General features: G+C 36.3%; 16 protein-coding genes, 5 tRNA genes and 1 pseudogene. 17 read left to right on the forward strand and 5 right to left on the reverse strand.

Going from position 1 to position 21493, the window contains the following annotated elements; genetic code table 11:
* Nucleotides 1-9 precede the first annotated feature (9 nt).
* From AB6B24_RS10755 to AB6B24_RS10775, 5 genes are all read left to right on the forward strand, one after another.
* Nucleotides 10-90: transfer RNA gene (locus AB6B24_RS10755), tRNA-Tyr, on the forward strand.
* Nucleotides 91-96: 6 nt separating this feature from the next.
* Nucleotides 97-167: transfer RNA gene (locus AB6B24_RS10760), tRNA-Trp, on the forward strand.
* Nucleotides 168-177: 10 nt separating this feature from the next.
* A tRNA-His gene (locus tag AB6B24_RS10765) sits at nt 178-250 on the forward strand.
* Nucleotides 251-257: 7 nt separating this feature from the next.
* Nucleotides 258-329, forward strand: a tRNA-Gln gene (locus tag AB6B24_RS10770).
* A 12-nt stretch (nt 330-341) separates the two neighbouring features.
* Nucleotides 342-425, forward strand: a tRNA-Leu gene (locus AB6B24_RS10775).
* Between the two features lie 131 nt (nt 426-556).
* On the opposite strand, the gene AB6B24_RS10780 is transcribed toward AB6B24_RS10775, so the two are convergent.
* Entirely contained in the window at nt 557-850 is a 294-nt protein-coding gene (locus AB6B24_RS10780) for a hypothetical protein (RefSeq protein WP_003131256.1), read from the reverse strand.
* Between the two features lie 397 nt (nt 851-1247).
* Complete coding sequence (locus AB6B24_RS10785) at nt 1248-2246, reverse strand: SDR family NAD(P)-dependent oxidoreductase (protein ID WP_311806026.1); 999 nt, start codon at nt 2244-2246, stop codon at nt 1248-1250.
* Nucleotides 2247-2370: 124 nt separating this feature from the next.
* On the opposite strand from AB6B24_RS10785, the gene AB6B24_RS10790 reads away from it, so the two are divergent.
* Nucleotides 2371-2898, forward strand: coding sequence for a TetR/AcrR family transcriptional regulator (locus tag AB6B24_RS10790; RefSeq protein ID WP_311806028.1), 528 nt, complete (start codon nt 2371-2373; stop codon nt 2896-2898).
* A gap of 41 nt (nt 2899-2939) precedes the next feature.
* On the opposite strand, the gene AB6B24_RS10795 is transcribed toward AB6B24_RS10790, so the two are convergent.
* The gene (locus AB6B24_RS10795; RefSeq protein WP_311806030.1) at nt 2940-5633 is read right to left on the reverse strand and encodes a cation-translocating P-type ATPase; all 2694 of its coding nucleotides are present in this window, start codon (nt 5631-5633) and stop codon (nt 2940-2942) included.
* Between the two features lie 128 nt (nt 5634-5761).
* Between AB6B24_RS10795 and AB6B24_RS10800 the strand changes: the two genes are divergently transcribed.
* The 5 genes and pseudogenes from AB6B24_RS10800 to AB6B24_RS10820 all read left to right on the forward strand — a co-directional run bounded on the left by AB6B24_RS10800 (nt 5762) and on the right by AB6B24_RS10820 (nt 10870).
* The gene (locus AB6B24_RS10800; RefSeq protein ID WP_003131246.1) at nt 5762-6283 is read left to right on the forward strand and encodes a DUF536 domain-containing protein; all 522 of its coding nucleotides are present in this window, start codon (nt 5762-5764) and stop codon (nt 6281-6283) included.
* A 278-nt stretch (nt 6284-6561) separates the two neighbouring features.
* A complete protein-coding gene (gene gap, locus AB6B24_RS10805; protein WP_003131244.1) occupies nt 6562-7572 on the forward strand; it encodes a type I glyceraldehyde-3-phosphate dehydrogenase in 1011 nt (336 codons plus the stop codon).
* A 69-nt stretch (nt 7573-7641) separates the two neighbouring features.
* On the forward strand, nt 7642-7986 hold the full coding sequence (locus AB6B24_RS10810; RefSeq protein ID WP_311806032.1) for a zinc ribbon domain-containing protein YjdM: 345 nt from the start codon (nt 7642-7644) through the stop codon (nt 7984-7986).
* A gap of 137 nt (nt 7987-8123) precedes the next feature.
* A pseudogene (gene recG / locus AB6B24_RS10815) lies at nt 8124-10070 on the forward strand (ATP-dependent DNA helicase RecG); the annotation flags it as partial.
* A 53-nt stretch (nt 10071-10123) separates the two neighbouring features.
* Nucleotides 10124-10870 carry a hypothetical protein gene (locus AB6B24_RS10820; protein ID WP_311806034.1) on the forward strand — a complete coding sequence of 249 codons (747 nt, stop codon included), beginning with the start codon at nt 10124-10126 and terminating at the stop codon, nt 10868-10870.
* A gap of 51 nt (nt 10871-10921) precedes the next feature.
* Here the strand turns inward: AB6B24_RS10820 and mnmE are convergent, their stop codons facing one another.
* Nucleotides 10922-12289 carry a tRNA uridine-5-carboxymethylaminomethyl(34) synthesis GTPase MnmE gene (mnmE, locus tag AB6B24_RS10825; protein WP_029344591.1) on the reverse strand — a complete coding sequence of 456 codons (1368 nt, stop codon included), beginning with the start codon at nt 12287-12289 and terminating at the stop codon, nt 10922-10924.
* 98 nt (nt 12290-12387) lie between these two features.
* Between mnmE and AB6B24_RS10830 the strand changes: the two genes are divergently transcribed.
* Together AB6B24_RS10830 and AB6B24_RS10835 are read left to right on the forward strand one after the other, a co-directional pair.
* Nucleotides 12388-13023, forward strand: a complete 636-nt coding sequence (locus AB6B24_RS10830; RefSeq protein WP_003132036.1) for a hypothetical protein — start codon at nt 12388-12390, stop codon at nt 13021-13023.
* Between the two features lie 95 nt (nt 13024-13118).
* Nucleotides 13119-13847 (forward strand): pseudouridine synthase, encoded by a 729-nt coding sequence (locus AB6B24_RS10835; RefSeq protein WP_031296592.1) that lies wholly within the window; start codon nt 13119-13121, stop codon nt 13845-13847.
* Nucleotides 13848-13925: 78 nt separating this feature from the next.
* Here the strand turns inward: AB6B24_RS10835 and AB6B24_RS10840 are convergent, their stop codons facing one another.
* Complete coding sequence (locus tag AB6B24_RS10840) at nt 13926-14540, reverse strand: TetR/AcrR family transcriptional regulator (protein WP_349710386.1); 615 nt, start codon at nt 14538-14540, stop codon at nt 13926-13928.
* A 417-nt stretch (nt 14541-14957) separates the two neighbouring features.
* Between AB6B24_RS10840 and AB6B24_RS10845 the strand changes: the two genes are divergently transcribed.
* The 4 genes from AB6B24_RS10845 to AB6B24_RS10860 all read left to right on the forward strand — a co-directional run bounded on the left by AB6B24_RS10845 (nt 14958) and on the right by AB6B24_RS10860 (nt 21449).
* Nucleotides 14958-19259 carry an acyl-CoA dehydratase activase-related protein gene (locus AB6B24_RS10845; RefSeq protein WP_311806063.1) on the forward strand — a complete coding sequence of 1434 codons (4302 nt, stop codon included), beginning with the start codon at nt 14958-14960 and terminating at the stop codon, nt 19257-19259.
* 246 nt (nt 19260-19505) lie between these two features.
* The gene (locus AB6B24_RS10850; protein WP_003132029.1) at nt 19506-19709 is read left to right on the forward strand and encodes a hypothetical protein; all 204 of its coding nucleotides are present in this window, start codon (nt 19506-19508) and stop codon (nt 19707-19709) included.
* A gap of 19 nt (nt 19710-19728) precedes the next feature.
* The gene (locus tag AB6B24_RS10855; RefSeq protein ID WP_003132028.1) at nt 19729-20166 is read left to right on the forward strand and encodes a universal stress protein; all 438 of its coding nucleotides are present in this window, start codon (nt 19729-19731) and stop codon (nt 20164-20166) included.
* 62 nt (nt 20167-20228) lie between these two features.
* Complete coding sequence (locus AB6B24_RS10860) at nt 20229-21449, forward strand: MFS transporter (protein ID WP_029344587.1); 1221 nt, start codon at nt 20229-20231, stop codon at nt 21447-21449.
* The last annotated feature ends 44 nt before the right edge of the window (nt 21450-21493 follow it).

Raw genomic sequence — 21493 nt, forward strand, 5'->3', positions numbered from 1 at the left:
TAAGAGTTTGGAAGGGTAGCGAAGAGGCTAAACGCGGCGGACTGTAAATCCGCTCCTTCGGGTTCGGGGGTTCGAATCCCTCCCCTTCCATAGAAAACGGGCATCGTATAAAGGTAGTACAAAGGTCTCCAAAACCTTTAGTGTGGGTTCAATTCCTGCTGCCCGTGTTTCATTATGGCGGATGTGGTGAAGTGGTTAACACACCGGCTTGTGGCGCCGGCACTCGCGAGTTCGATCCTCGTCATCCGCCTTTTTAATGGGGTATAGCCAAGCGGTAAGGCAAGGGACTTTGACTCCCTCATGCGTTGGTTCGAATCCAGCTACCCCAGTTGTTATGTTTCGCCGAAGTGGCGGAATAGGCAGACGCGCCAGACTCAAAATCTGGTTCCTTCACGGGAGTGCCGGTTCGACCCCGGCCTTCGGCATAACATAAAAGCTAACATGCCTATTGTTAGCTTTTTTTATATAATTAATTAGATTATTTTATAGTTAATAAAAACTACTGAAAACTATTGAATTCGGTAGTTTTTTTATTATATTAAATACGTTTTTGAAATCAGGAGAACCGTAAAGCCTGAACTGAGAAGCTTGCTCCAGCAATGATAAAAATATAGCCAATAATCAAGGATTTGAGAATATTTCCGTCGCCATGAACGATTAGAGGAATTAAAAATCCTGCTAAGCACAGAATTGGGGTCCATGTTCTAGTTGCTAGATTATGCCAGGCTAAATAGAAAATTAATAGTGAAAGAATCGTCCCCACAGCTAGAAGTAAAATCAGTAGTGTAGAGTTGATTGCTGTTAAATTCCCATTTATCCAGAAGACACCATGTTTTAGTATCTCATCCACCTTTCCTCGGTAAGTCCCATCTATATCATACCTTTGCCAATCTACTTTAAAAAATGTGTGTTTAAAAATAATATAAGTGATGGTAATAATTAGTGAAAGGATAGAATATAGTAATAAGATCCATCTTTTAATAATATTTGGTTTGTTTATAAAATTTTTCATAGTTCTCCTTAATTATAAAAAACTATATATTCAAACTATTTCGAATATATAGCATAATATTAGCACTTGATCAATAACATGTCAAAGAAGTTTGTGTATTTTTAATATAAATACCATTATTTAATCAAAAGTAGTATGTATAATAAGTTTAATCTAATAAAAAATAGATAAACTGACCTATTTATATTAGGTCAGTTTTATTTTATAGTAAGGGTTTATTCAAAATCCAGTTCTGTTATATTTTTTGAAATCTGCAAAGTCTATCTGCGTCATTGTGGTCTATTGCATGCGGACGTAAGCCTCCAGAAAAATTATTAACTTCTTCTGATGTCATAAGTCTGGCAATATTAAGGTCTTCACAATAAAGACCACCCTTACCTTCTAAATCAGGGCTTGTTGAGGTCCAAAGAGGTGTTGCGGCACCTTGAGCTATTGTTTTTAAATAGCGATATTTACTTCGGTCAAAGCCGGATTTAAGTGCATTAAAAAATACGGGGATATGAATTAATTTAAAATAGTCGGCTAGGTAGCGGAGCCAAGGGGTAATAGATGAATTTTGACGACCAATATTTGTCATTGGAATCATACCAGGGTGGACGGCAAAACTTCTAATTCCATATTTTTTTCCTAGTTCATCTAGTTTTATTGAAAATAAAACGTTGGCAGTTTTAGATTGTTGGTAGCCTATTTGGGGACTGTAGTTTTCTATTTTTTCAAAATTCCAATCTTCTAGTAATGGTGTCATTTGTTGAGCACGACTGGATAAATTTATAACTCTTGAGTTTTTTGCATTTTTTAAAGCGGGTAAAAGTTCCATTGTTAATTGATAGTGGCCTAGATGGTTTGTGGCAAAGTGATATTCTATTCCTCGGGAATCTCTTTTTAAAGGAAGGTACATTAATCCAGCGGAATTAATAAGAATATCTAGTTTTGAATTATTTTGCAAAAAACTTTCGGCAAATTGATGAATACTTTCTGGATTGGTGAGGTCAAGGGGAAGAATGTCAATATTTTTTATTTTAGATAAATTTTTCTTGGCTACCTCCATTCTTCGGGCGGGGATAATAATTTTTGCTCCAGCACGTGAAAGTTGTTTGGTCATCTCTAAACCAATACCAGAATACCCACCAGTGATGATGATTGTTTTTCCTGAAAGATTAATATTTTTCATAACTTTATTTGCTGTTGTTTTATAATTAAATTTGTAGTTTGCTATTGGTTCTTGATTTGACATAATAAAATTTTCCTTTGTGTTATAATATTTATGTGATACAAGTGTAACAGCAAAAAAGAACTTTTACAATTAACTTTGGACGGTTTGTCTTTAAAAGTGACAACAAAATGAAAGTGTAACAGAAATGAAGCGAAAAGAGCAATATCAAGATTTTCATGACTTTATTATTGAAGGAACGATGTTGTGTTTAGAGAAATATACAATCAATGAATTACCATTGACAGAAGTTTGCAAAAAAGCCGGGGTGAGTCGGATGACTTTCTATCGGCACTTCAAAAATAAGGAAGAAGTCGTATTAGAGTATTTTGAGCTAATCTATGATAAATTTCTTAAAGAACTTTTGGAGCTAAAAAGTATTAACTCACTTATTTTAAGTGAGAAGTTGGTGGGACTATTTGTTGAGCAAGAAGAAGAAATAGAAAAAGCTGTCAAGGGGAATTATTATTCGCTGGTTTTTCAGATATTTGCTCAAAAGATGACTATTTTTTATAATGAAACAACAACTTGGGCTGATTATCTAGGGACAAAGCAAAAATTTTGGAATGATTTTATGGCTGCTGGTTTATTTTATGTTTTAGGAAATTGGGTGAAAAATGGCTGTCAAGACGCTTATGATGAAGTGGTGAAGATGGTTGTAGAATTCCATGAATAAGTGAACAGATAAAAAGGCTCAAATTATTTTGAGCCTTTCTTTTAGCCAATAAATTTTTTCCCTTGTTTATTAAGAATCACTTTTGTAATTTCAATGACAAGGGTTGGGATTAAAGCTAAGATGATAGCTATTAGCCAGTGTGTCATTGATAAAGGAGCAACTTCTAAGATGTTCATCAAAATAGGAACATTTGTAAAGAGAACGGTTATTCCTAGTGATAATAAGGTGGTACCAAAAATCATTTTATTAGTGGTAATTCCTCTTGTGAAGAGAGATTCATTACTTCTAGCGTTATAGACATTAATCGTAGAAGCAAGGGTTAATATCACAAAGGCCATTGTTTGTCCGAGTTGATGGTTGGGTGTCAATCCAGCGATTTCAATAAACCTACCGAGATAAAAACCAACTAGAGCAGTAATGATGAATGCAGTGGAACAAATGGCGATACGCCAGCTGACTCCTCTTGAGAAGATACTTTCTTTGACTCCAACAGGTGGTTGTTCCATGATATGACTGTCGGCTTTTTCACGTGAAAGTCCAAATCCGGGAATTCCATCAGCAAGGACATTGATGTAAAGGAGTTGAATTCCTGTAAAAGGCATTCCCCAACCGACAATTGCTCCAATGAGCATTGTTAGAATTTCAGCTACGTTTGCTGAGAGAAGGTAATAAATTGTTTTTTTGATATTGGTGTAAACACGACGTCCTTCGCGAATGGCAGCGACGAAGGTCGCAAAATTATCGTCAGCAAGAATGATATCAGAAGCGGATTTTGCAACTTCTGTTCCAGCTATTCCCATTGCAGTTCCGACATCGGCTGCTCTTAAGCTGGGTGCGTCATTGACCCCGTCTCCTGTCATGGCGACGATTTGTTCTTTTTCTTGCCAGATTTTTACAATACGAAGTTTGTCTTCAGGACTTACTCGGGCATAGACCGAAATTTGTTCAATCGTTTGGCTAAGTTCATCATCTGTCATTGATTTGAGCGTTAAGCCATCAATAACTTTATCTCCATCACGATAGATGTCAATTTGTTGAGCGATTGCTTTTGCTGTAAGCGCGTGGTCCCCTGTAATCATAATTGGTTTAATACCAGCAGCTCTTGCTTCTTGAACAGCAGCTTTTGATTCTATGCGTGGAGGGTCAATCATTCCCACGATTCCAAGAAAGGTAAGATTATTTTCTAATTCAGTTAAATCTTCTGGGACTTTATCGATGATTTTGTAAGAAAGAGCCAGAACACGTAGGGCTTGGTCAGCAAAAATATCATGTATTTTTTGGGCTTGACTCAATAAATCATTTGATAAGTGAGTGGAAGTCTCCTCGTTATTTGAAGAAAGGAGCTGTGGATGCTGTGCTTGATGTTGACTGCTTGGTGCAAGTCTATCAAAAGCGCCCTTGGTCAGTACAAGATATTTTTCATTATCTTGCGGATGTGGAATGACAACGGTCATTTTTTTGCGTGAACTATCAAAAGGGAGTTCGGCAAGTCGTTTTGGATTTTTTTCGGGTTCATAGAGATCATGAGTAATTAAGAAGCGAATGATTGCTGCTTCGGTTGGGTCACCATGGATTTCCCAATCACCGTCAATGAGTTGTGCACTGGCGTTTGAGGCATAAGCAAAATTTTGTATTAAGGAAACTTCAGAGCTTGATAATTGACCTCCTGACCAACTCTCTTGTCCAGATAGCCAAAGTTTTTGAATGGTCATCTGATTTTGTGTGAGTGTTCCGGTTTTGTCAGAAGCGATGACTGTTGCGTTTCCAAGAGTTTCAACGGCAGGGACATTTCGGATAATGGCTTTTTTCTGAGCCATATTTTCTACACCGTAAATCAAACTGAGGGTAACAATAACTGGAAGTGTTTCTGGAACGGCAGCGACTCCTAAAACAACGGCGGTCATTAAATTATCAACAAAAGGAACGTTTCCGTATAAAAGGTTAATGACAAAGATTAAGATTCCGGCGGCAAAGGCAATGATTGCTAAGCGTTTGGCAAGTTTATCAATTCTTTTTTGAAGAGGGGTTTTTCCTTTTATTTGTTCGCCAATAAGTGTGGCAATTTGTCCCATTTGAGATGCGGAACCAACTGCGACAACGATTCCCTCGGCTGTTCCGTTGAGAATGTTTGTTCCTGAGAAAACCATATTCAGTTGATCTCCAAGAGGAACTTCGTCAGTAATATCAAGGTCAGCATTCTTGTCAATGGGTTCTGATTCACCTGTCAGTGAAGATTCATCAACTTGCAGGCTATTACTTGTGAGTAAGCGAATATCAGCTCCAACTTGTATACCGGCCGTCAGTTCAATGAGGTCACCGCAGACTAATTCACTTGAAGCAATAGTTTGGCGTTTTCCAGAACGAAGAACAGTTGATGTTGGTGAGGAAAGCTCTTTTAGTGCAGCAAGTGCATTTTCCGCCCTATTTTCTTGGAAGATTGAGACGAAAACGTTGATGGCAACGATAAGTAAAACAACAATTGTTTTAGTATAGTTTCCGTTACTGATATAAGCCAAATAGGCTGAGAGAATACCAACTAAAATAAGGATGATATTCATGACTTCTAAGAGGTGATGAAGAAGTTTTTGAAAAATATTTGGTCCCCTTTGTTCTTCAAAGTTATTATGACCGTATTTTATTCGTGAATTTGTGACTTGAGTTGGACTGAGACCAGTTTTACTATTAATATCATAGAATTTTTTTATATTATCAATGGATTCTGTTTTATATTTCATATTTTTTAGCCCTTTCTTTTGGAAATTTACATTATAATATAATTATAATATATTTTTAATAATTCCTAGAACAATATGCAAATAAAATTTTTACAAAAGTCTGTATAATTAGCCGAAAATATGGTATTATGGATGATATGAAAACTAAAACAGTAAGTGAATTGGCAGAGCTTTTTGGAGTGACTCGCCAAGCGATGAATAAACGTGTTAAGTCGCTAGATACTAAATTTGTTGAAAAAAATGAGAAGAATGTAACAGTCGTTAATGCTGAGGGAATTCATGAACTTGAGGGATTATACGGAAAAGTGGTGACTGCCAAGGCAGAGGTTTTGGAAGAAAATGCTGACAAAGGTTCTGAGGTTGCGCTTAAGACAGATGATGCAACATCCGCAGCTTACGAAATGATTAGCGCTTTGATGAAAGATAAAAACGCTGAGATTGAACGTTTAAACAGTCAACTTATCTCCAAAGATCAACAATTAAACGTAAAAGATGCTCAAATTGCTGAAAAAGATGTACAGATTAAAAAACAGCAAGAGTTAATGGAAAAAGCTTTGACAGATCAAAAACAATTTTTTACGGATTTGCAAGAACAGCTAAAAACCACTGATAATAAGGGCTTTTTTGGGCGTTTATTTGGTAAGAAATAAATCATAAATTTGCTGAGCATTTCATCAGTAAATTTTTTTATTGCTTTTTTATAGAGGTGGAAGAAGAAACTATTCTTAAAAGTACGAGCATTTTTAATGTTAAACGCTTTCAAGAAAAGTGGACTTCTTTTGCTTTTGTAGAGCGCTTTCTAAGGGAGTTTATGTTTGCAAATTTCAAAAAAAGTGTTAAAATAAAGAAGTAAGTTAAATTGTTAACTTAGTCAATTTAAAAGGTTTGCCTTTTATAAAATCTAATCCCTATAAGGAGGAAACTACTAATGGTAGTTAAAGTTGGTATTAACGGTTTCGGTCGTATCGGTCGTCTTGCTTTCCGTCGTATTCAAAATGTTGAAGGTGTTGAAGTTGTTGCAATCAACGACTTGACAGATCCAGCAATGCTTGCTCACTTGCTTAAATACGATACAACTCAAGGTCGTTTTGATGGTAAAGTTGAAGTTAAAGATGGTGGTTTTGAAGTTAACGGTAAATTCGTTAAAGTTACTGCTGAATCTAACCCAGCTAACATCAACTGGGCTGAAGTTGGTGCAGAAATCGTTCTTGAAGCAACTGGTTTCTTCGCAACTAAAGAAAAAGCTGAACAACACTTGCACGCTAACGGTGCTAAAAAAGTTGTTATCACTGCACCTGGTGGATCTGATGTTAAAACAATCGTTTTCAACACTAACCACGAAGTACTTGATGGAACTGAAACAGTAATTTCAGCTGGTTCATGTACAACTAACTGTCTTGCTCCAATGGCTGATACTTTGAACAAACAATTCGGTATCAAAGTTGGTACAATGACTACAGTTCACGGTTACACTGGTGACCAAATGACTCTTGATGGCCCACACCGTGGTGGAGACTTCCGTCGCGCACGTGCTGCAGCTGAAAACATCGTACCTAACTCAACAGGTGCTGCTAAAGCTATCGGTCTTGTATTGCCAGAACTTCAAGGTAAACTTCAAGGACATGCTCAACGTGTACCAGTTCCAACTGGTTCATTGACTGAACTTGTTACTATCCTTAACAAAGAAGTTACAGTTGACGAAATCAACGCAGCTATGAAAGCTGCTTCAAATGAATCATTTGGTTACAACGAAGACCAAATCGTTTCATCTGATATCGTTGGTATCTCAAACTCTTCACTCTTTGATGCTACTCAAACTGAAGTTACTTCAGCTGATGGAGCTCAACTTGTTAAAACTGTATCTTGGTACGATAACGAAATGTCATACACTTCAAACCTTGTTCGTACACTTGCATACTTCGCTAAAATCGCTAAATAATTTTCCGATTTTAACGGTATAAAAACCAGTCTTCGGGCTGGTTTTTTTTGATTTAATAAAGGAGAGAAGATGGAAACACCAAAATGTATTTATTGTTCAAGTGAATATACTTATGAATTATCAGATACGAGCTTTGGCTGTTCTGAATGTGGAAATGAATTTACTCTTGAGGAAATTGAGGCAGCTGGAAAATTTATTGTCCTTGATAGTTTAGGAAATGAGTTAGAAACTGGGGATGACCTTGTTATTGTGCAAGATTTGCCAGTTAAGGGAATGCCAAAACCAATTAAGCAGGGAACAAAAGTGAAAAACATTCGCATTAATCCAGAAGGGAAAAATGAACATTTTATTGATTCAAAAATTCCGGGCTTTGGAGCAATTGCTTTGAAGGGTTCAGTTGTTAAGAAAGCATAAAAAGTAATCAGAGTAATTTCTGATTATTTTTTTACTGACAGAGCTTTCTGTCAGTAAATTTTGCTGATAAATTCTCTGTCAGCAAATTATATTTGATTTTTGAAGCATTTAACCTTATATATTGGTATAATAAAAGTATGAAATTAACAGATTCAGTGCAATTTTTAAAAGGTGTGGGACCGAAATCTGTGGAAAATTTCCATAAGTTAGGAATTTTCACGGTTCAAGATTTATTACTTTATTTCCCTTTTCGTTATGAAGATTTCGCAAGTCGTTCGGTTTTTGAACTTGTTGACGGAGAAAAAGCAACAATTATTGGAACGGTAGTGACACCAGCTAATGTCCAGTATTACGGATTTAAACGTAATCGACTTTCATTTAAAATTAAAGAAGGTGAGGCCGTGGTTGCTGTCAGCTTTTTTAATCAACCTTATTTGGCTGACAAAGTGGAAGTTGGTAAGGAAATTGCAGTTTACGGAAAATGGGAGCAGGCAAAGCAACAACTGATGGGAATGAAAGTTGTGGCTCAGGTGGACGATGGCTTAGAACCTGTTTATCATTTAACAGCGGGTATGAAACAAAGCCAATTGGTCAAAGTAATTCATCAGGTTTTTGAGTCAGCCCTTCTATCAGAATTACCTGAGAACTTACCAGAATTTTTGATTAAAAAATATCGTCTGATGAACCGGCAGGAAGCCGTTTTGGCTATGCATTTTCCTGAAGATATGGAAGCTCATAAGCAGGCTTTACGTCGTGTAAAATTTGAAGAATTATTCATGTTTCAGTTGAAATTACAGGCCTTAAAAAATAAAGAAAAATCAGGCCGAGCAGGATTAGAAGTTGTTTTTGAGCAAGGAGAAATTGATCAGAAGATTTCTGAATTACCTTTTGAACTGACAGGTGCTCAATTAAGCGCTTTGCGCGAGATTCTGACGGATATGAAATCTCCTTATCACATGAATCGACTTTTGCAAGGTGATGTGGGTTCTGGTAAAACAGTTGTTGCTTCCCTTGCCATGTACGCGGCTTGTTTGGCGAATTTTCAAGCAGCAATTATGGTACCAACAGAAATCCTTGCCCGTCAGCATTTTGCAAACTTGAAAGCTCTTTTTCCAGAATTGCAAATTTCACTTTTGGTTTCGGGTTTGAAAGTGGCAGAGCGCCGCGAGATTTTGGCTGATTTAGTTAGTGGTCATACACATATGGTAGTTGGAACTCATGCGCTGATTCAAGAAGGGGTCGATTTTTATAATTTGGGTCTGGTGATTACAGACGAACAACACCGTTTCGGAGTTAATCAGCGAAAAATTTTACGAGAAAAAGGGCAAAATCCAGATGTTCTAATGATGACAGCTACACCCATTCCAAGAACGCTTGCGATTACGGCTTTTGGGGATATGGATGTTTCAATTATTGATGAACTACCAAAGGGACGTCAACCCATTACTACAAGGTGGGTTAAACATGAACAATTTTCCGAAGTTTTAAGTTGGATAAAAGCAGAAGTTGCTAAAGATTCACAGGTTTATTTTATTTCACCTTTAATTGAGGAAAGCGAAACGTTGGACCTGAAAAACGCGGAAGCTCTTTTTGCGGAATTAAATGAATACTTTGGATTATTTGCCAAAATTGGTCTTTTACATGGAAAAATGAAAAATGATGAAAAAGACCAAATCATGCAAGAATTTAAGGCTAAAAAATTAGATATTTTGGTTTCAACAACAGTGATTGAAGTGGGAGTTGACATTCCTAATGCTACGATTATGGTGATTATGGATGCTGACCGCTTTGGACTTTCGCAGCTTCACCAATTGCGTGGTCGTGTTGGTCGGGGAACAAAAAAATCTTATGCCATTTTAGTAGCAAATCCTAAGTCCGATTCAGGAAAACAACGGATGAAAATTATGACAGAAACACAAAATGGTTTTATTTTAGCCGAAGAAGATTTGAAAATGCGTGGTTCTGGAGAGATTTTTGGACTTCGTCAGTCAGGACTTCCAGAATTTATTGCGGCTGATTTAGTCAATGATTATAATATTTTAGAAGTGGCTAGAAAAGAAGCAGTTGAAATTTTTAAAAATGCAGATGAGTTTCCTGATCTGATTGCTCAAGTTAATGTTGACGGGGGCTTTGATTGATGAGTAAAATGGATAATGAAAAATTAGACCGCTTGATTTTAGAAACATGGACAGATTTTATTGACTTAAAAAATAAGGCTGAGCTGTCAGAAGTTTTGATTCCAAATAGTATGCCTCTGTTGTGGTTTGGTGACTTAGCCAAATATGAAAAATCAGACTTAAAAATACTGACAGTCAGTAAAAATGCTTCTTATGCAGAATTTGGTGAAAATCAACGTTATGAAAAATTACTGACAGAATTTTCGTCAGTAAATTTGGAAACTTACAAGTCAAATCTCGATCGGTATTTTGAATACAATCCTAGTCCTTGGTTCAATCAGTTAGCAAAATTTTTACCTGTTTTTGATTCAGCTTATAAAGAATATGAAAATCAAATTAATCGAGCCTTACATATTGATTTGTTTACCCCAATTGCGACACATCCAGTTTGGCCAGGTTTAGCTAAGAGCCAACAAGAACAATTCAAGATGAAATTTCCGCAACTTTTGCAACTTTTAGAACCAGATGTTTTACTGACAAGTCTGTCAGTAAGTAATTTAAAAATTTTACTTAAAAATGCTGGAACTGAAATCGAAGAAATATTTGATAAAGAAGAAACGGGAAAAGCTGCCAAATACGTTCGAGCTTATCGTGTCGATAAAAAATTAATCGTGATTAACGGTCGAAACTTTCAAGGGACTTATTTTGGTGGAATGACTGACCAGTTTGTTAGAAAATGTCTGACAGAAATTAAAGGGATGATTTGATGATTGACCAATTTCTGTCAGTAAAAAAAAAGAGTTCATTTGAACTCTTTTTTATTTTCCCAAACAAAATTGTGAAAAAAGTTGTGTAATCAATTCATCTGGGGCAGCTTCCCCTGTGATTTCTCCAAGTAATTGCCAACAACGTGTGACATCCACTTGAATTAAATCAACAGGTAAGCCCAGAGCAAGCCCAGAGTTTGCTTCTTTAAGAGCCTTCAAAGCTTCTTCAACAATTGAAATATGGCGGGCATTAGATAATACCGTTGCATCTTTGGCTTCAATCTCACCAGCAAAGAAAATTTGATTGATTTTTTCTTCCACAGCATTTAAGTTTTCATTTTTAAGGGCTGAAATTCGGATAAAATCACCAGAAATTTGAGTGCTGTCAATTTTTTCTGGCAGGTCGGTTTTGTTGAGTAAAACAATACGATTTGAATTTTTAGACAGTTCTAAGAGCTCTAAATCTTTGTCAGTCAATTCATTTGAGGCATCTAAAACCAGTAAAACTAAATCAGCTTCAGCCAAAGCTTTTTTAGAACGTTCAACCCCAATCGCTTCGACTAAATCATCTGTTTCACGAATACCAGCAGTATCCACTAGTTCAAGAGGAACACCGCCAATATTGGCAAATTCAGTAATGACATCGCGCGTTGTTCCAGCAATATCAGTGACAATGGCTTTTTCTTCACGAAGCAATTGATTAAGTAAACTTGATTTTCCAACGTTTGGCCGACCAATAATCGCCGTTTTTAAACCTTCTCTTAAAATTTTTCCGCGTTTAGCTGTTGATAAAAGATTTTCCAAAAGCTGTTCAAAATGAGCCGTTTTTTCAAGGAGCATTTGTGAAGTCATTGTTTCCACATCATCATACTCTGGATAGTCAATATTGACCTCGACTTGTGCCAAACTTTCGAGAATCTCTTGACGAATGTTATTAATCATTTTTGAAAGACTTCCGTCAAGTTGTTTTACGGCAATGTTGGCAGCCTTATCGGTTTTGGCCCGGATTAAATCCATGACAGACTCAGCCTGAGCCAAGTCAATTCGTCCATTTAAAAAGGCACGTTTGGTAAATTCGCCAGGTTCAGCGAGTCTAGCACCATTACGTAAAAGTAATTGCAAAATTTCTTGTGTGACTGCAATTCCACCATGCGTATTTATTTCAACAATATCCTCGCGTGTAAATGTTTTAGGCGCACGCATGACTGAAACCATGACTTCGTCAACGAGACGTTCTTCTTCAAAAATATGGCCATAATTAATCGTATGGCTAGCAACTTGAGTTAAATTTTTTCCTTTATAGACAGATTGAGCAATTTTTAGGGCATCTGTCCCTGATAAACGAACAATGGCAATTGCTCCTTCACCAAGCGGTGTCGAAATCGCCGCAATCGTATCAAATTCTTGTGTTAATGTCATAAAGACTATTTTAACGCAAAAAGGCTGAATTTCCTAGCCTATTTAATTTATTTTTTTATAAAAAATAAAAATACTATTAACATGATATAATAGTAGACATGACCTATCAAGTAAAAATTATCTATCCAAAAGAAGAAGCTGCTGAAAATAACAAACTCACTGAGCGTACATTTAATGAGTTTATTGATGGACTTGAATTAGAAGAAGTCATCACGCAATATGAGCAATTACTGACAAAAGGTTATTCAATCTCAGTCAATTTTGCTCCACCTCAACTTGATGACAAGGGAACTGAGCCAGACCCATTTATGATTGCGGGTCGCTTAGAGCTCGCTGGGATTCCTTATAAAGCCACTTTGAAATTAAAAGCAAGTGGTGATTATGAATCAATGGTAAAAATTGCTAAAATGATTGAACAGCAAGATTATGATTATGATATCTCAGCTAAATTGCAAATTCGTGAAAATTCATCAGTTGATTTTGAAAAAGAAGGTTCTTGGTTTGATAAAGATTACACCAAATATACAATTTTACCCAAAGCCAGCAGCCAAGATATTGCCGATTTAAAAACACTTTATGACGCGCTTGTTGAAGAACATCAAAAAGTGACCATTAATATCAAAGCAAAAGTCAAAAAAGATGATGATGACAGTTTTGCCAATCAATTGGCAGCTTATCCACCAGAAACAATGATTATTTTTAAGCTGACAGATGCAGATATTTATGGAGAATAAGAATGAGAAAAATTACTGACAGAAATTCTGTCAGTAATTTTTTTTCCATTATTTTACTGACAGACCTGTCAGCAAAATCTGATATAATAAAAGACATGAGACTAGATAAATTTTTAGCAGAAAGTGGCCTCGGAAGCCGTAGTGAAGTCAAAATTCTATTGAAAAAAGGGCGCGTGACGGTTGCTGGGGAAGTTCAGCGAGACGGCAGGTTTCAAGTAGATAAGAATTCTAGACAAGTCGCCTTTGATGGTGAGATTTTAGATTACCAAGAATATTATTATTACTTATTAAATAAACCGCAAGGTCTTGTTTCTGCAACAAAAGATAATCTTTTTAAGACAGTTGTTCAATTATTATCGGAAAAAGATTTTCGTGAGGATATTTTTCCAGTCGGACGTTTAGATAAAAATACTGAGGGACTTTTAATTTTAACGAATGACGGAGCATTGGGACATGATTTAACTCAACCCAAAAAGCATGTTGAAAAAGAATATTTTGCGCGAATTGATGGAAAAGTTACTGACGAAATTGTCAATAAATTTGCTGAGGGCTTGACTCTAAAAAATGGAGAAAAAGCACGACCAGGAGAATTATTCATCGAAAATATTTACGAAGGAGAGAGTCAATCTGGCTGGATTAGTGAAATTCGTGTGATTATTCATGAAGGAAAATTTCATCAAGTCAAACGGATGTTTGAAGCTGTTGAAATGTACGTTCTCTATCTCAAACGCATTCGGATGGGCAATTTAGCATTAGATTCAGATTTAGCGCTAGGAGCCTATCGTCCTTTAACAACCGAAGAAATAGAAAATTTGAAAAAATAAAAAGTTACTGATAAAAATTCGAAGGTATCCGTAAGCTAAAAAACAACGGCTATCCTAGAAGTTTCATCAGTAACTTTTTTAATTTTCGCGATTAATATTGACCCCAAGGACGGTTAAATGACCATTAGAAATTAATTTGATAATCAAATGAGCAAAATCTCGAGCAGACATTTGTGTAGAAGTGCTAACCCACCAGTCTAAAGTTCCCACCAAAATCGAGCTAATATAAGAAATTACAAAATCATTGGGAACCACAACATCTTTTTCTCTAACTTCCAGTTTTTCAAATAACTCGGTATAGCGTTCAGATAAAATCTCCAGAAATCGATTTTTTAACCGTTGATCATGCGCTCTGTCAGTAATCATTTGTGCAACCTCTGGTTTGTCCTGAACAAATTCATAAAAGCGACTCAGAACAGTTTCAATTTCTTTGACATGAACATTGTTACCATCGACCAAATTTTGTTCATCTAAAATGCCAGTGAAGCTAGCTAAAAATTGGTCAATCAAACTATCATATAAATCTTGTTTGTCAGCATAATGAGCATAAAAAGTTGCCCGATTAATCATGGCTGAATCGGCAATTTCTTGAATTGAAATTTTTTCAAATTTTTTCTTGCGTAACAAAGCAAAAAAAGCCTGACTAATCAATTTTCTTGTTCGTTTCACACGTAAATCATCTGATTTAACCATAAAAAACCATCTTTCCAGTTTCAAAAAGACCCAGTCCCGATAGACTGTTTTGTCTAATTTTTCACATTGTACTATTTAACTCCATTATAATCAAAAAATAGATTAAAGTCATTAAAGAATTTAGTCAAAACATTTTGTCATTCGATGTCAAAGTCTTTTAACATAATCAACAGCTTGTTTTGAATTGTCGTTTATGTGACAACCACGCCCTTTTTGCTGGTTGCTTTTCTTATGACAAATGATAAAATGAACATATAATAAGATAAGCAACAGACCGTCTAAATTACTTTTTATCAAAATTCTGCGTCCAAAAGATAAGTTAGATTTCAAATTTAACTTGCCGAAAAAAATATTAAGAATTTAGCAGACTTGTTCAAGTGATATTTCTCACATAACTAGGAGACCATCTTGACACAAATTTATAAAACAGGGATTGACGTTGGATCAACCACAGTAAAACTCGTCGTTTTTGACGAAAATTTTAAGCTCATTTTCTCACGCTATGAGCGCCATTTTTCAGATGTTAAAGCAGCAACCATCAAAGTATTCAAAGATTTTATAGAAGAATATGGAGATTTAAATCTAGAACTAGCCATTACCGGATCAGGAGGAATGGGACTTGCGCAAGTCATTGATGTTCCTTTTGTTCAAGAAGTTATCGCTTCATCAATTACCATTGAAAAATTCATTCCCCAAACAGACGTTATGATTGAGCTTGGTGGTGAAGATGCCAAGATGACCTTTTTTGATAACGGAACTCAAGAATTACGTATGAACGGAACATGTGCCGGTGGGACAGGTGCCTTCATTGACCAAATGGCAGCCCTTTTGAAAGTTGACGCCAATGGTGTCAATGAGTTAGCTAAAAACTACGAAAAACTCTATCCGATAGCATCACGCTGTGGCGTTTTTGCCAAGACCGACGTTCAACCGCTGTTAAATGAAGGAGTGCGTCGTGAAGATATTGCTGCTAGTATTTTTCAAGCCGTTGTCAATCAAACCATTGCTGGTTTAGCAAGTGGGCGAAAAATCAAAGGAAATGTTGCCTTTCTTGGCGGTCCGCTTTTCTTTATGAGTGAATTACGCAAACGTTTCATCGAAACCTTGGATTTGAAAGAAGAAAATATTATTTTCCCAGAAAATCCACAACTTTTTGTGGCAATGGGAGCTGCGCTCTATGAAGAAACAAGTCAGAAAACAGCAACTGAATTAATTCATAGTTTAGAAAATGATGATTCAGACAGCTTAATTCCACAAGATACAATGGATAAACTTTTTGAAAATCAAGCAGAACTTGATGAATTTCGGACGCGTCATGCCAAAGCAACAGCTAACTATAAGAACCTGTCTGAACATCATGGAGCTGCCTTCTTAGGAATTGATGCCGGCTCAACCACAACAAAAGTCGTTCTTATTGATGATGAGGGAAATATTCTTTATGACCATTATGGTTCCAACAATGGAGAACCGCTTGAATCTGTCATTAATATTTTAAAAGATGTCTATGCTAAACTTCCAGCGGACGTCTATATTGCAAAATCAACAGTAACTGGTTATGGAGAACACCTGATTAAAGCAGGACTTCATGTTGATTATGGTGAAGTTGAAACAATGGCTCATTATAAGGCCGCTGATTATTTCAATCCAGGAGTAGATTTCATTCTTGATATTGGTGGACAAGATATGAAAGCTATGCGAATTCGTGATGGTGCTCTATCAAGTATTCAACTTAATGAAGCTTGTTCATCAGGTTGTGGTTCATTCATTGAAACCTTTGCTCATTCACTAAAACATGATGTTCGTGAATTTTCACAAAAAGCACTTTTGGCTGAGCATCCAGTTAACTTGGGTTCTCGTTGTACCGTCTTCATGAACTCAAAAGTAAAACAAGTTCAAAAAGAAGGAGCGACTGTTGGAGATATTTCCGCAGGTCTTTCATATAGTGTCATTAAAAATGCTCTCTATAAAGTTATAAAAGTAAAACGTCCAGAAGAACTTGGTAAGAAAATCGTTGTTCAAGGGGGAACTTTTTACAATGAAGCCGTTCTACGTGCTTTTGAAAAAATTTCTGAACGCGAAGTGGTTCGTCCAAGTATCGCGGGATTAATGGGAGCTTACGGTTGTGCTTTGATTTCCTTAGATAACCAAGAAGCAAATAAAGAATCAGAAATTCTAAAACTTGATGAATTAGAAAAATTCACAACTCATAAAGAATTTATGGTCTGTGGTCTTTGCGAAAATAACTGTAAAATGACCCTAACGGTCTTCAATGATGGGAATAAGTTTGTAACTGGGAATCGTTGCGAACGTGGTGCAGAAAAAGCTACAAAAGTTAAAGTCGCTAAAAAAGATAAAAAAGTTAACTTAGTTGATTACAAGTATAAAAAACTTTTCCGTTACCATAGCTTAAGCAAGAAAAAACAAACCAGAGGAGAAATTGGGATACCACGTGTACTCAATATGTATGAAAACTATCCGCTTTGGCACACGATGCTGACAGACCTTGGATTCCGTGTTGTTTTAAGCCCTCGCTCTGATAAAGAACTCTTTGAAGAGGGGATTGAAACCATTCCTTCAGATACGGTATGCTATCCAGCCAAAATGAGTCATGGACATATTATGGCTTTGATTAAGCAGGGCGTTCCAAATATCTTCTATCCATCTGTCCTTTTTGAACAAGAAGAACAAAAAAATGCTCAAAACCATTTTAACTGCCCGATTGTGCAATCTTACCCTGAAGTTCTTAAAAATAATATCGATGAAATTCGTGAAGGGCAAGTTAATTATCTTCATCCATTCATTAATCTAGCCAATCCGGAAGGAGTAGCTGTTAATGTTCATAATGCTTTAACCGCCCAAGGGATTTCTGTCAATCTTACGGAAGTGCAAGCTGCTGTCCAACATGGCTTTGAAGAAATGGATAAATTTAAAGAAGATTTGCGCCTTAAAGCAGAAGAGCTGCTCATGCAAATCAATTTAAATAATGAAAAAGCCATTATTCTCGCTGGACGTCCTTATCATTTGGACCCAGAAATCAATCATGGAATTGCTGACATCATCACTCAAGAAGGTTTCCACGTTTTGACTGAGGATTCTATTAGTCATTTAGCCGAAGTTTCTGGTCTACGTGTAGTCAATCAATGGGTTTACCATAGCCGCCTTTATGCAGCTGCAAATGTTGTTTGTAAAAATAAAAATCTAGAACTTGTTCAACTTAATTCCTTTGGTTGTGGTCTTGATGCCGTAACGACAGACCAAGTAGAAGAAATCATGCGTGGACACAATAAGCTTTATACCGTCTTGAAAATTGACGAAGGATCAAACATGGGAGCTGTTCGGATTCGTTTACGTAGTCTGAAAGCAGCAGTTTCAGAGCGCGTGCGTCATAATATTGAAGCAAGCACCGAAGTTCACGAATTAGTACAAGAAACACCAGCTTTCACAAAAGAAATGGCAAAAAAACACACTCTTCTTTTACCAATGTTGTCACCAATTCACCAAGAAGGGCTATTAGATACAGCTTTTGCCGCTGCGGGATATAATGTCGTTTCTCTACCAGAAAGCAATACTTCTGTCAATAATGGGTTGAAATTTGTTAATAATGACTCATGTTATCCAGCGATTATTACAATAGGTCAGCTCATTGAAGCTCTCCAGTCAGGAGAGTATGACCTTGATAATACTTCGGTCATGATGACTCAAACAGGTGGGGGATGTCGCGCAACAAACTATATTCCTTTATTGCGTAAAGCTCTAATTGATGCAGGTTTCCCACAAGTACCTGTCGTTTCCCTATCAATGGGGAATCAAGGAACAGAAAAAGGATTTAAATTCACAGTTCCACTTTTAACACGCTTTATGATTGCAGTTCTTTATGGAGATTTATTTGAAAGAGTCGTTTATCGTACTCGACCATATGAAGCCACTGAAGGTTCTGTCAATGAATTACATGCGAAATGGTTAGAAAAGGCTCGGAAAAATGTAGAATCTGGATCAATTTTTGAATTTAATCGTAACATGAAAAAAATTGTTGCCGAATTTGACCAAATTGAACTTTTGGATATTCAAAAACCACGAGTGGGTGTTGTCGGTGAAATTTTGGTTAAATATAGTAAAACAGCAAATGATGATATTGTGTCAATAATTGAAGAAGAGGGTGGCGAAGCAGTCGTTCTTGATTTAATTGGCTTCATGAACTACAGCTTGTACAATCAAATCTGGAAAGCAGATGAGATTGGCTTTAGTAAGAAAAATAAACTCATGGCTAAAACTTTCATTGGTATTATTAATATGTTAGAAAAACCAATGAATAAAGCCTTGAAAGCCTCAAAACGCTTTGATTCTATTGAATCAATTTATGATATTGCAGCATCAACTGAAGAAGTGATTTCAATTGGGAATCATACTGGTGAGGGTTGGTTCCTCACCGGCGAAATGATTGAACTCTTGCAAAAAGGGGTGAACAATATCATTTGTCTTCAACCATTTGGTTGTCTTCCTAACCATATCGTTGGTAAAGGAATGATGAAAGAACTTCGTCGTCAGTACCCAGGTGCCAATCTCGCTCCCATTGATTATGACCCAGGAGTTTCTGCGGTCAATCAATTGAATCGGATTCGCTTAATGATGACCACGGCTAAAAAGAGAATGAACACTACTTCCAATTCAGTCGAAGAATCAGAAAGAGAGTCAGAAATGGAAACTGCTCAAGCTTATTAAAAAATAAAGATTAAATACTGACAAATCTGTCAGTATTTTTTTATATAAAGGGTAACAAATGTTATCAACGATGGGTATCAATGCTTAATATCAATACTGGATATCAATGCTTGGTATCAAAAAATGTGGTCGCGCTTCGTATCACTTTTGTTTAAAATAATTGAGTAACTTAAAAACATTTGAGAACAACAAGATTCCCGTTTCTCAAAAATAGAAATTATTGTTATTTAAGAAAGGAATTTCGAAATGAAATTTGAATTTAAAGGACTTTCTTCATATGAAGAAAATTCAACACCAAACTATGTAGGCGATACTAAAGTACGCAGTGTCATTCAAGACTTCGTTAACATGGATGAAGCAATTGAATTTGTTTCAAATCACCACGGTTTTATAAAAACTGAAGATGGAAAATTTGCTTTTGAAGTAAGAAATATCTCAGCTATCGGTTAATTAGATAAGGACAGTTAGCATGGAACAAAAATATTCAAGAATTTTAGTTGGTATGGATGGTTCAGCAGAATCACTTAAAGCATTTGATGAAGCAGTCAGAGTTGCTAAACGCAATGACGCTGAGCTCATCTTAGCCAATGTTATTGAAAAACGTTCATTTCTTGCCGTGAATACTTACGACACAATTGCCGAAGAACAGCATGAAAATGGAACAAAACTTTTATTGCAACAATTTGCTAAGGAAGCATTGGATGAAGGACTAACAAATGTTAGAACACTTTTGGAATATGGCTCACCTAAAGTAGCAATGGCAACAAAAATTCCTAAGCAAGAAAATGTTGATTTGATTGTAATTGGCGCAACAGGGATTAGTTATATAGAGCGTGTAGTTGTTGGTTCAGTTGCATCTTATATTGTTAATCATGCCACATGCAATACACTCATCGTTAGAAAATAATAGTCTTACTTAGTCACTCATAAAAAGAGCAGAGACTCTTTTACTTAGAAATGGAAAAAATCATGGAAAAAGAAAGTATTTTTACTCCTACTTTCGTTATTAACACGCTTATTAGTTTTTTATTTTATATTGTTTTTTACGTCTTAACCTCCTCAATAGGGACTTATGCGCTTCAACAACTTCATCAATCAACAGTTGTTAGTCTTTCTTTATCAAGCGTTTTTGTTATTGGAGCCCTTATTGGTCGGGTTTGGACGGGGATTAATATCACACGTATCGGAATGAAGCGATTGCTCTATATTGGTGGACTTATTTTTCTTGTTTTAACTTTTGGTTATTATTTGACAACTAATATTCCCTTACTCTTTTTGATTCGAGTGATTCAAGGCGCAGGTTTTGGGATTGGTGCAACAGCCTCAGGAACAATTGCAGGTCACGTTGTTCCTGCTTCACGTCGTGGTGAAGGGATTGGTTACTACGCTTTATCTGTTACCTTGGCAGCTGCAGTTGGTCCAGCCCTTTCAATCATGATTTACTCTTCACTTGGTTTTGGTTCTTTACTTGGGATTGCTCTTGGTTTGTTGGTTATTACCTTCATATTAATTTTCTTTGTTCGTGTCAAAGAATTTTCTGCAGAAGAGCGTGCCTATGCCCTGGCGCATGAACCTAAAGGTGTCGAACGATATATTGAAAAATCGGCTCTTCCTATTTCAATTATTGCCTTTTTAGCCGGATTTATTGACTCAGCTATTTTAACAGGAATGGGTTCATTTTCAACAGATCTTAAAATTCCACTTGCGGGATCATTATTCTTCACGATGTATGCCGTGTTAATCTTTGTTTCACGTCCATTCACAGGTCGTTTATTCGATACTAAAGGGGATAACTGGATTTTCAATCCAACATTTATTTTCTTTGCAGTGGCAATGCTTCTTGTTGGCTTAGCCGGTTTCTTCAGCCCAGCTATTGGCTTTGTTGTCTTATTAATTGCTGGTGGAGCCTTCGGTCTTGGTTACGGTGGTGTCGCTCCATTTGGTCAAGCAATTGCTATTCGTGATTCAAGTAAAGATCGTATCGGTGTTGCAACTTCTACCTTCTTTGGATTTTTAGATTTAGGTGTTGGTGGAGGACCTATTGTTCTTGGAGCAATTATTCCAATGCTTGGAAATGGTATGCTTGGTTTCAGAAATTTGTATCTTTACAGTGCTCCCGCAGTTGTAATTGTTTGGATTATATACTATCTCATTCATGGTAAACATCAAAAATCAAGTTCTAAAGTTTGATTTTAATGATTTACATAAAAAATGATATAATGAAATGGCTACAG

The sequence above is a fragment of the Lactococcus sp. AK05 genome (genome assembly GCF_041026685.1).
GTDB lineage: Bacteria > Bacillota > Bacilli > Lactobacillales > Streptococcaceae > Lactococcus > Lactococcus lactis.

Coding starts and splice junctions, on each gene's coding strand:
- AB6B24_RS10785 (WP_311806026.1), bottom strand. CDS start 2,246: ATGTCAAATCAAGAACCAATAGCAAACTACAAATTTAATTATAAAACA.
- AB6B24_RS10790 (WP_311806028.1), top strand. CDS start 2,371: ATGAAGCGAAAAGAGCAATATCAAGATTTTCATGACTTTATTATTGAA.
- AB6B24_RS10795 (WP_311806030.1), bottom strand. CDS start 5,633: ATGAAATATAAAACAGAATCCATTGATAATATAAAAAAATTCTATGAT.
- AB6B24_RS10800 (WP_003131246.1), top strand. CDS start 5,762: ATGGATGATATGAAAACTAAAACAGTAAGTGAATTGGCAGAGCTTTTT.
- gap (WP_003131244.1), top strand. CDS start 6,562: ATGGTAGTTAAAGTTGGTATTAACGGTTTCGGTCGTATCGGTCGTCTT.
- AB6B24_RS10810 (WP_311806032.1), top strand. CDS start 7,642: ATGGAAACACCAAAATGTATTTATTGTTCAAGTGAATATACTTATGAA.
- AB6B24_RS10820 (WP_311806034.1), top strand. CDS start 10,124: ATGAGTAAAATGGATAATGAAAAATTAGACCGCTTGATTTTAGAAACA.
- mnmE (WP_029344591.1), bottom strand. CDS start 12,289: ATGACATTAACACAAGAATTTGATACGATTGCGGCGATTTCGACACCG.
- AB6B24_RS10830 (WP_003132036.1), top strand. CDS start 12,388: ATGACCTATCAAGTAAAAATTATCTATCCAAAAGAAGAAGCTGCTGAA.
- AB6B24_RS10835 (WP_031296592.1), top strand. CDS start 13,119: ATGAGACTAGATAAATTTTTAGCAGAAAGTGGCCTCGGAAGCCGTAGT.
- AB6B24_RS10840 (WP_349710386.1), bottom strand. CDS start 14,540: ATGGTTAAATCAGATGATTTACGTGTGAAACGAACAAGAAAATTGATT.
- AB6B24_RS10850 (WP_003132029.1), top strand. CDS start 19,506: ATGAAATTTGAATTTAAAGGACTTTCTTCATATGAAGAAAATTCAACA.
- AB6B24_RS10855 (WP_003132028.1), top strand. CDS start 19,729: ATGGAACAAAAATATTCAAGAATTTTAGTTGGTATGGATGGTTCAGCA.
- AB6B24_RS10860 (WP_029344587.1), top strand. CDS start 20,229: ATGGAAAAAGAAAGTATTTTTACTCCTACTTTCGTTATTAACACGCTT.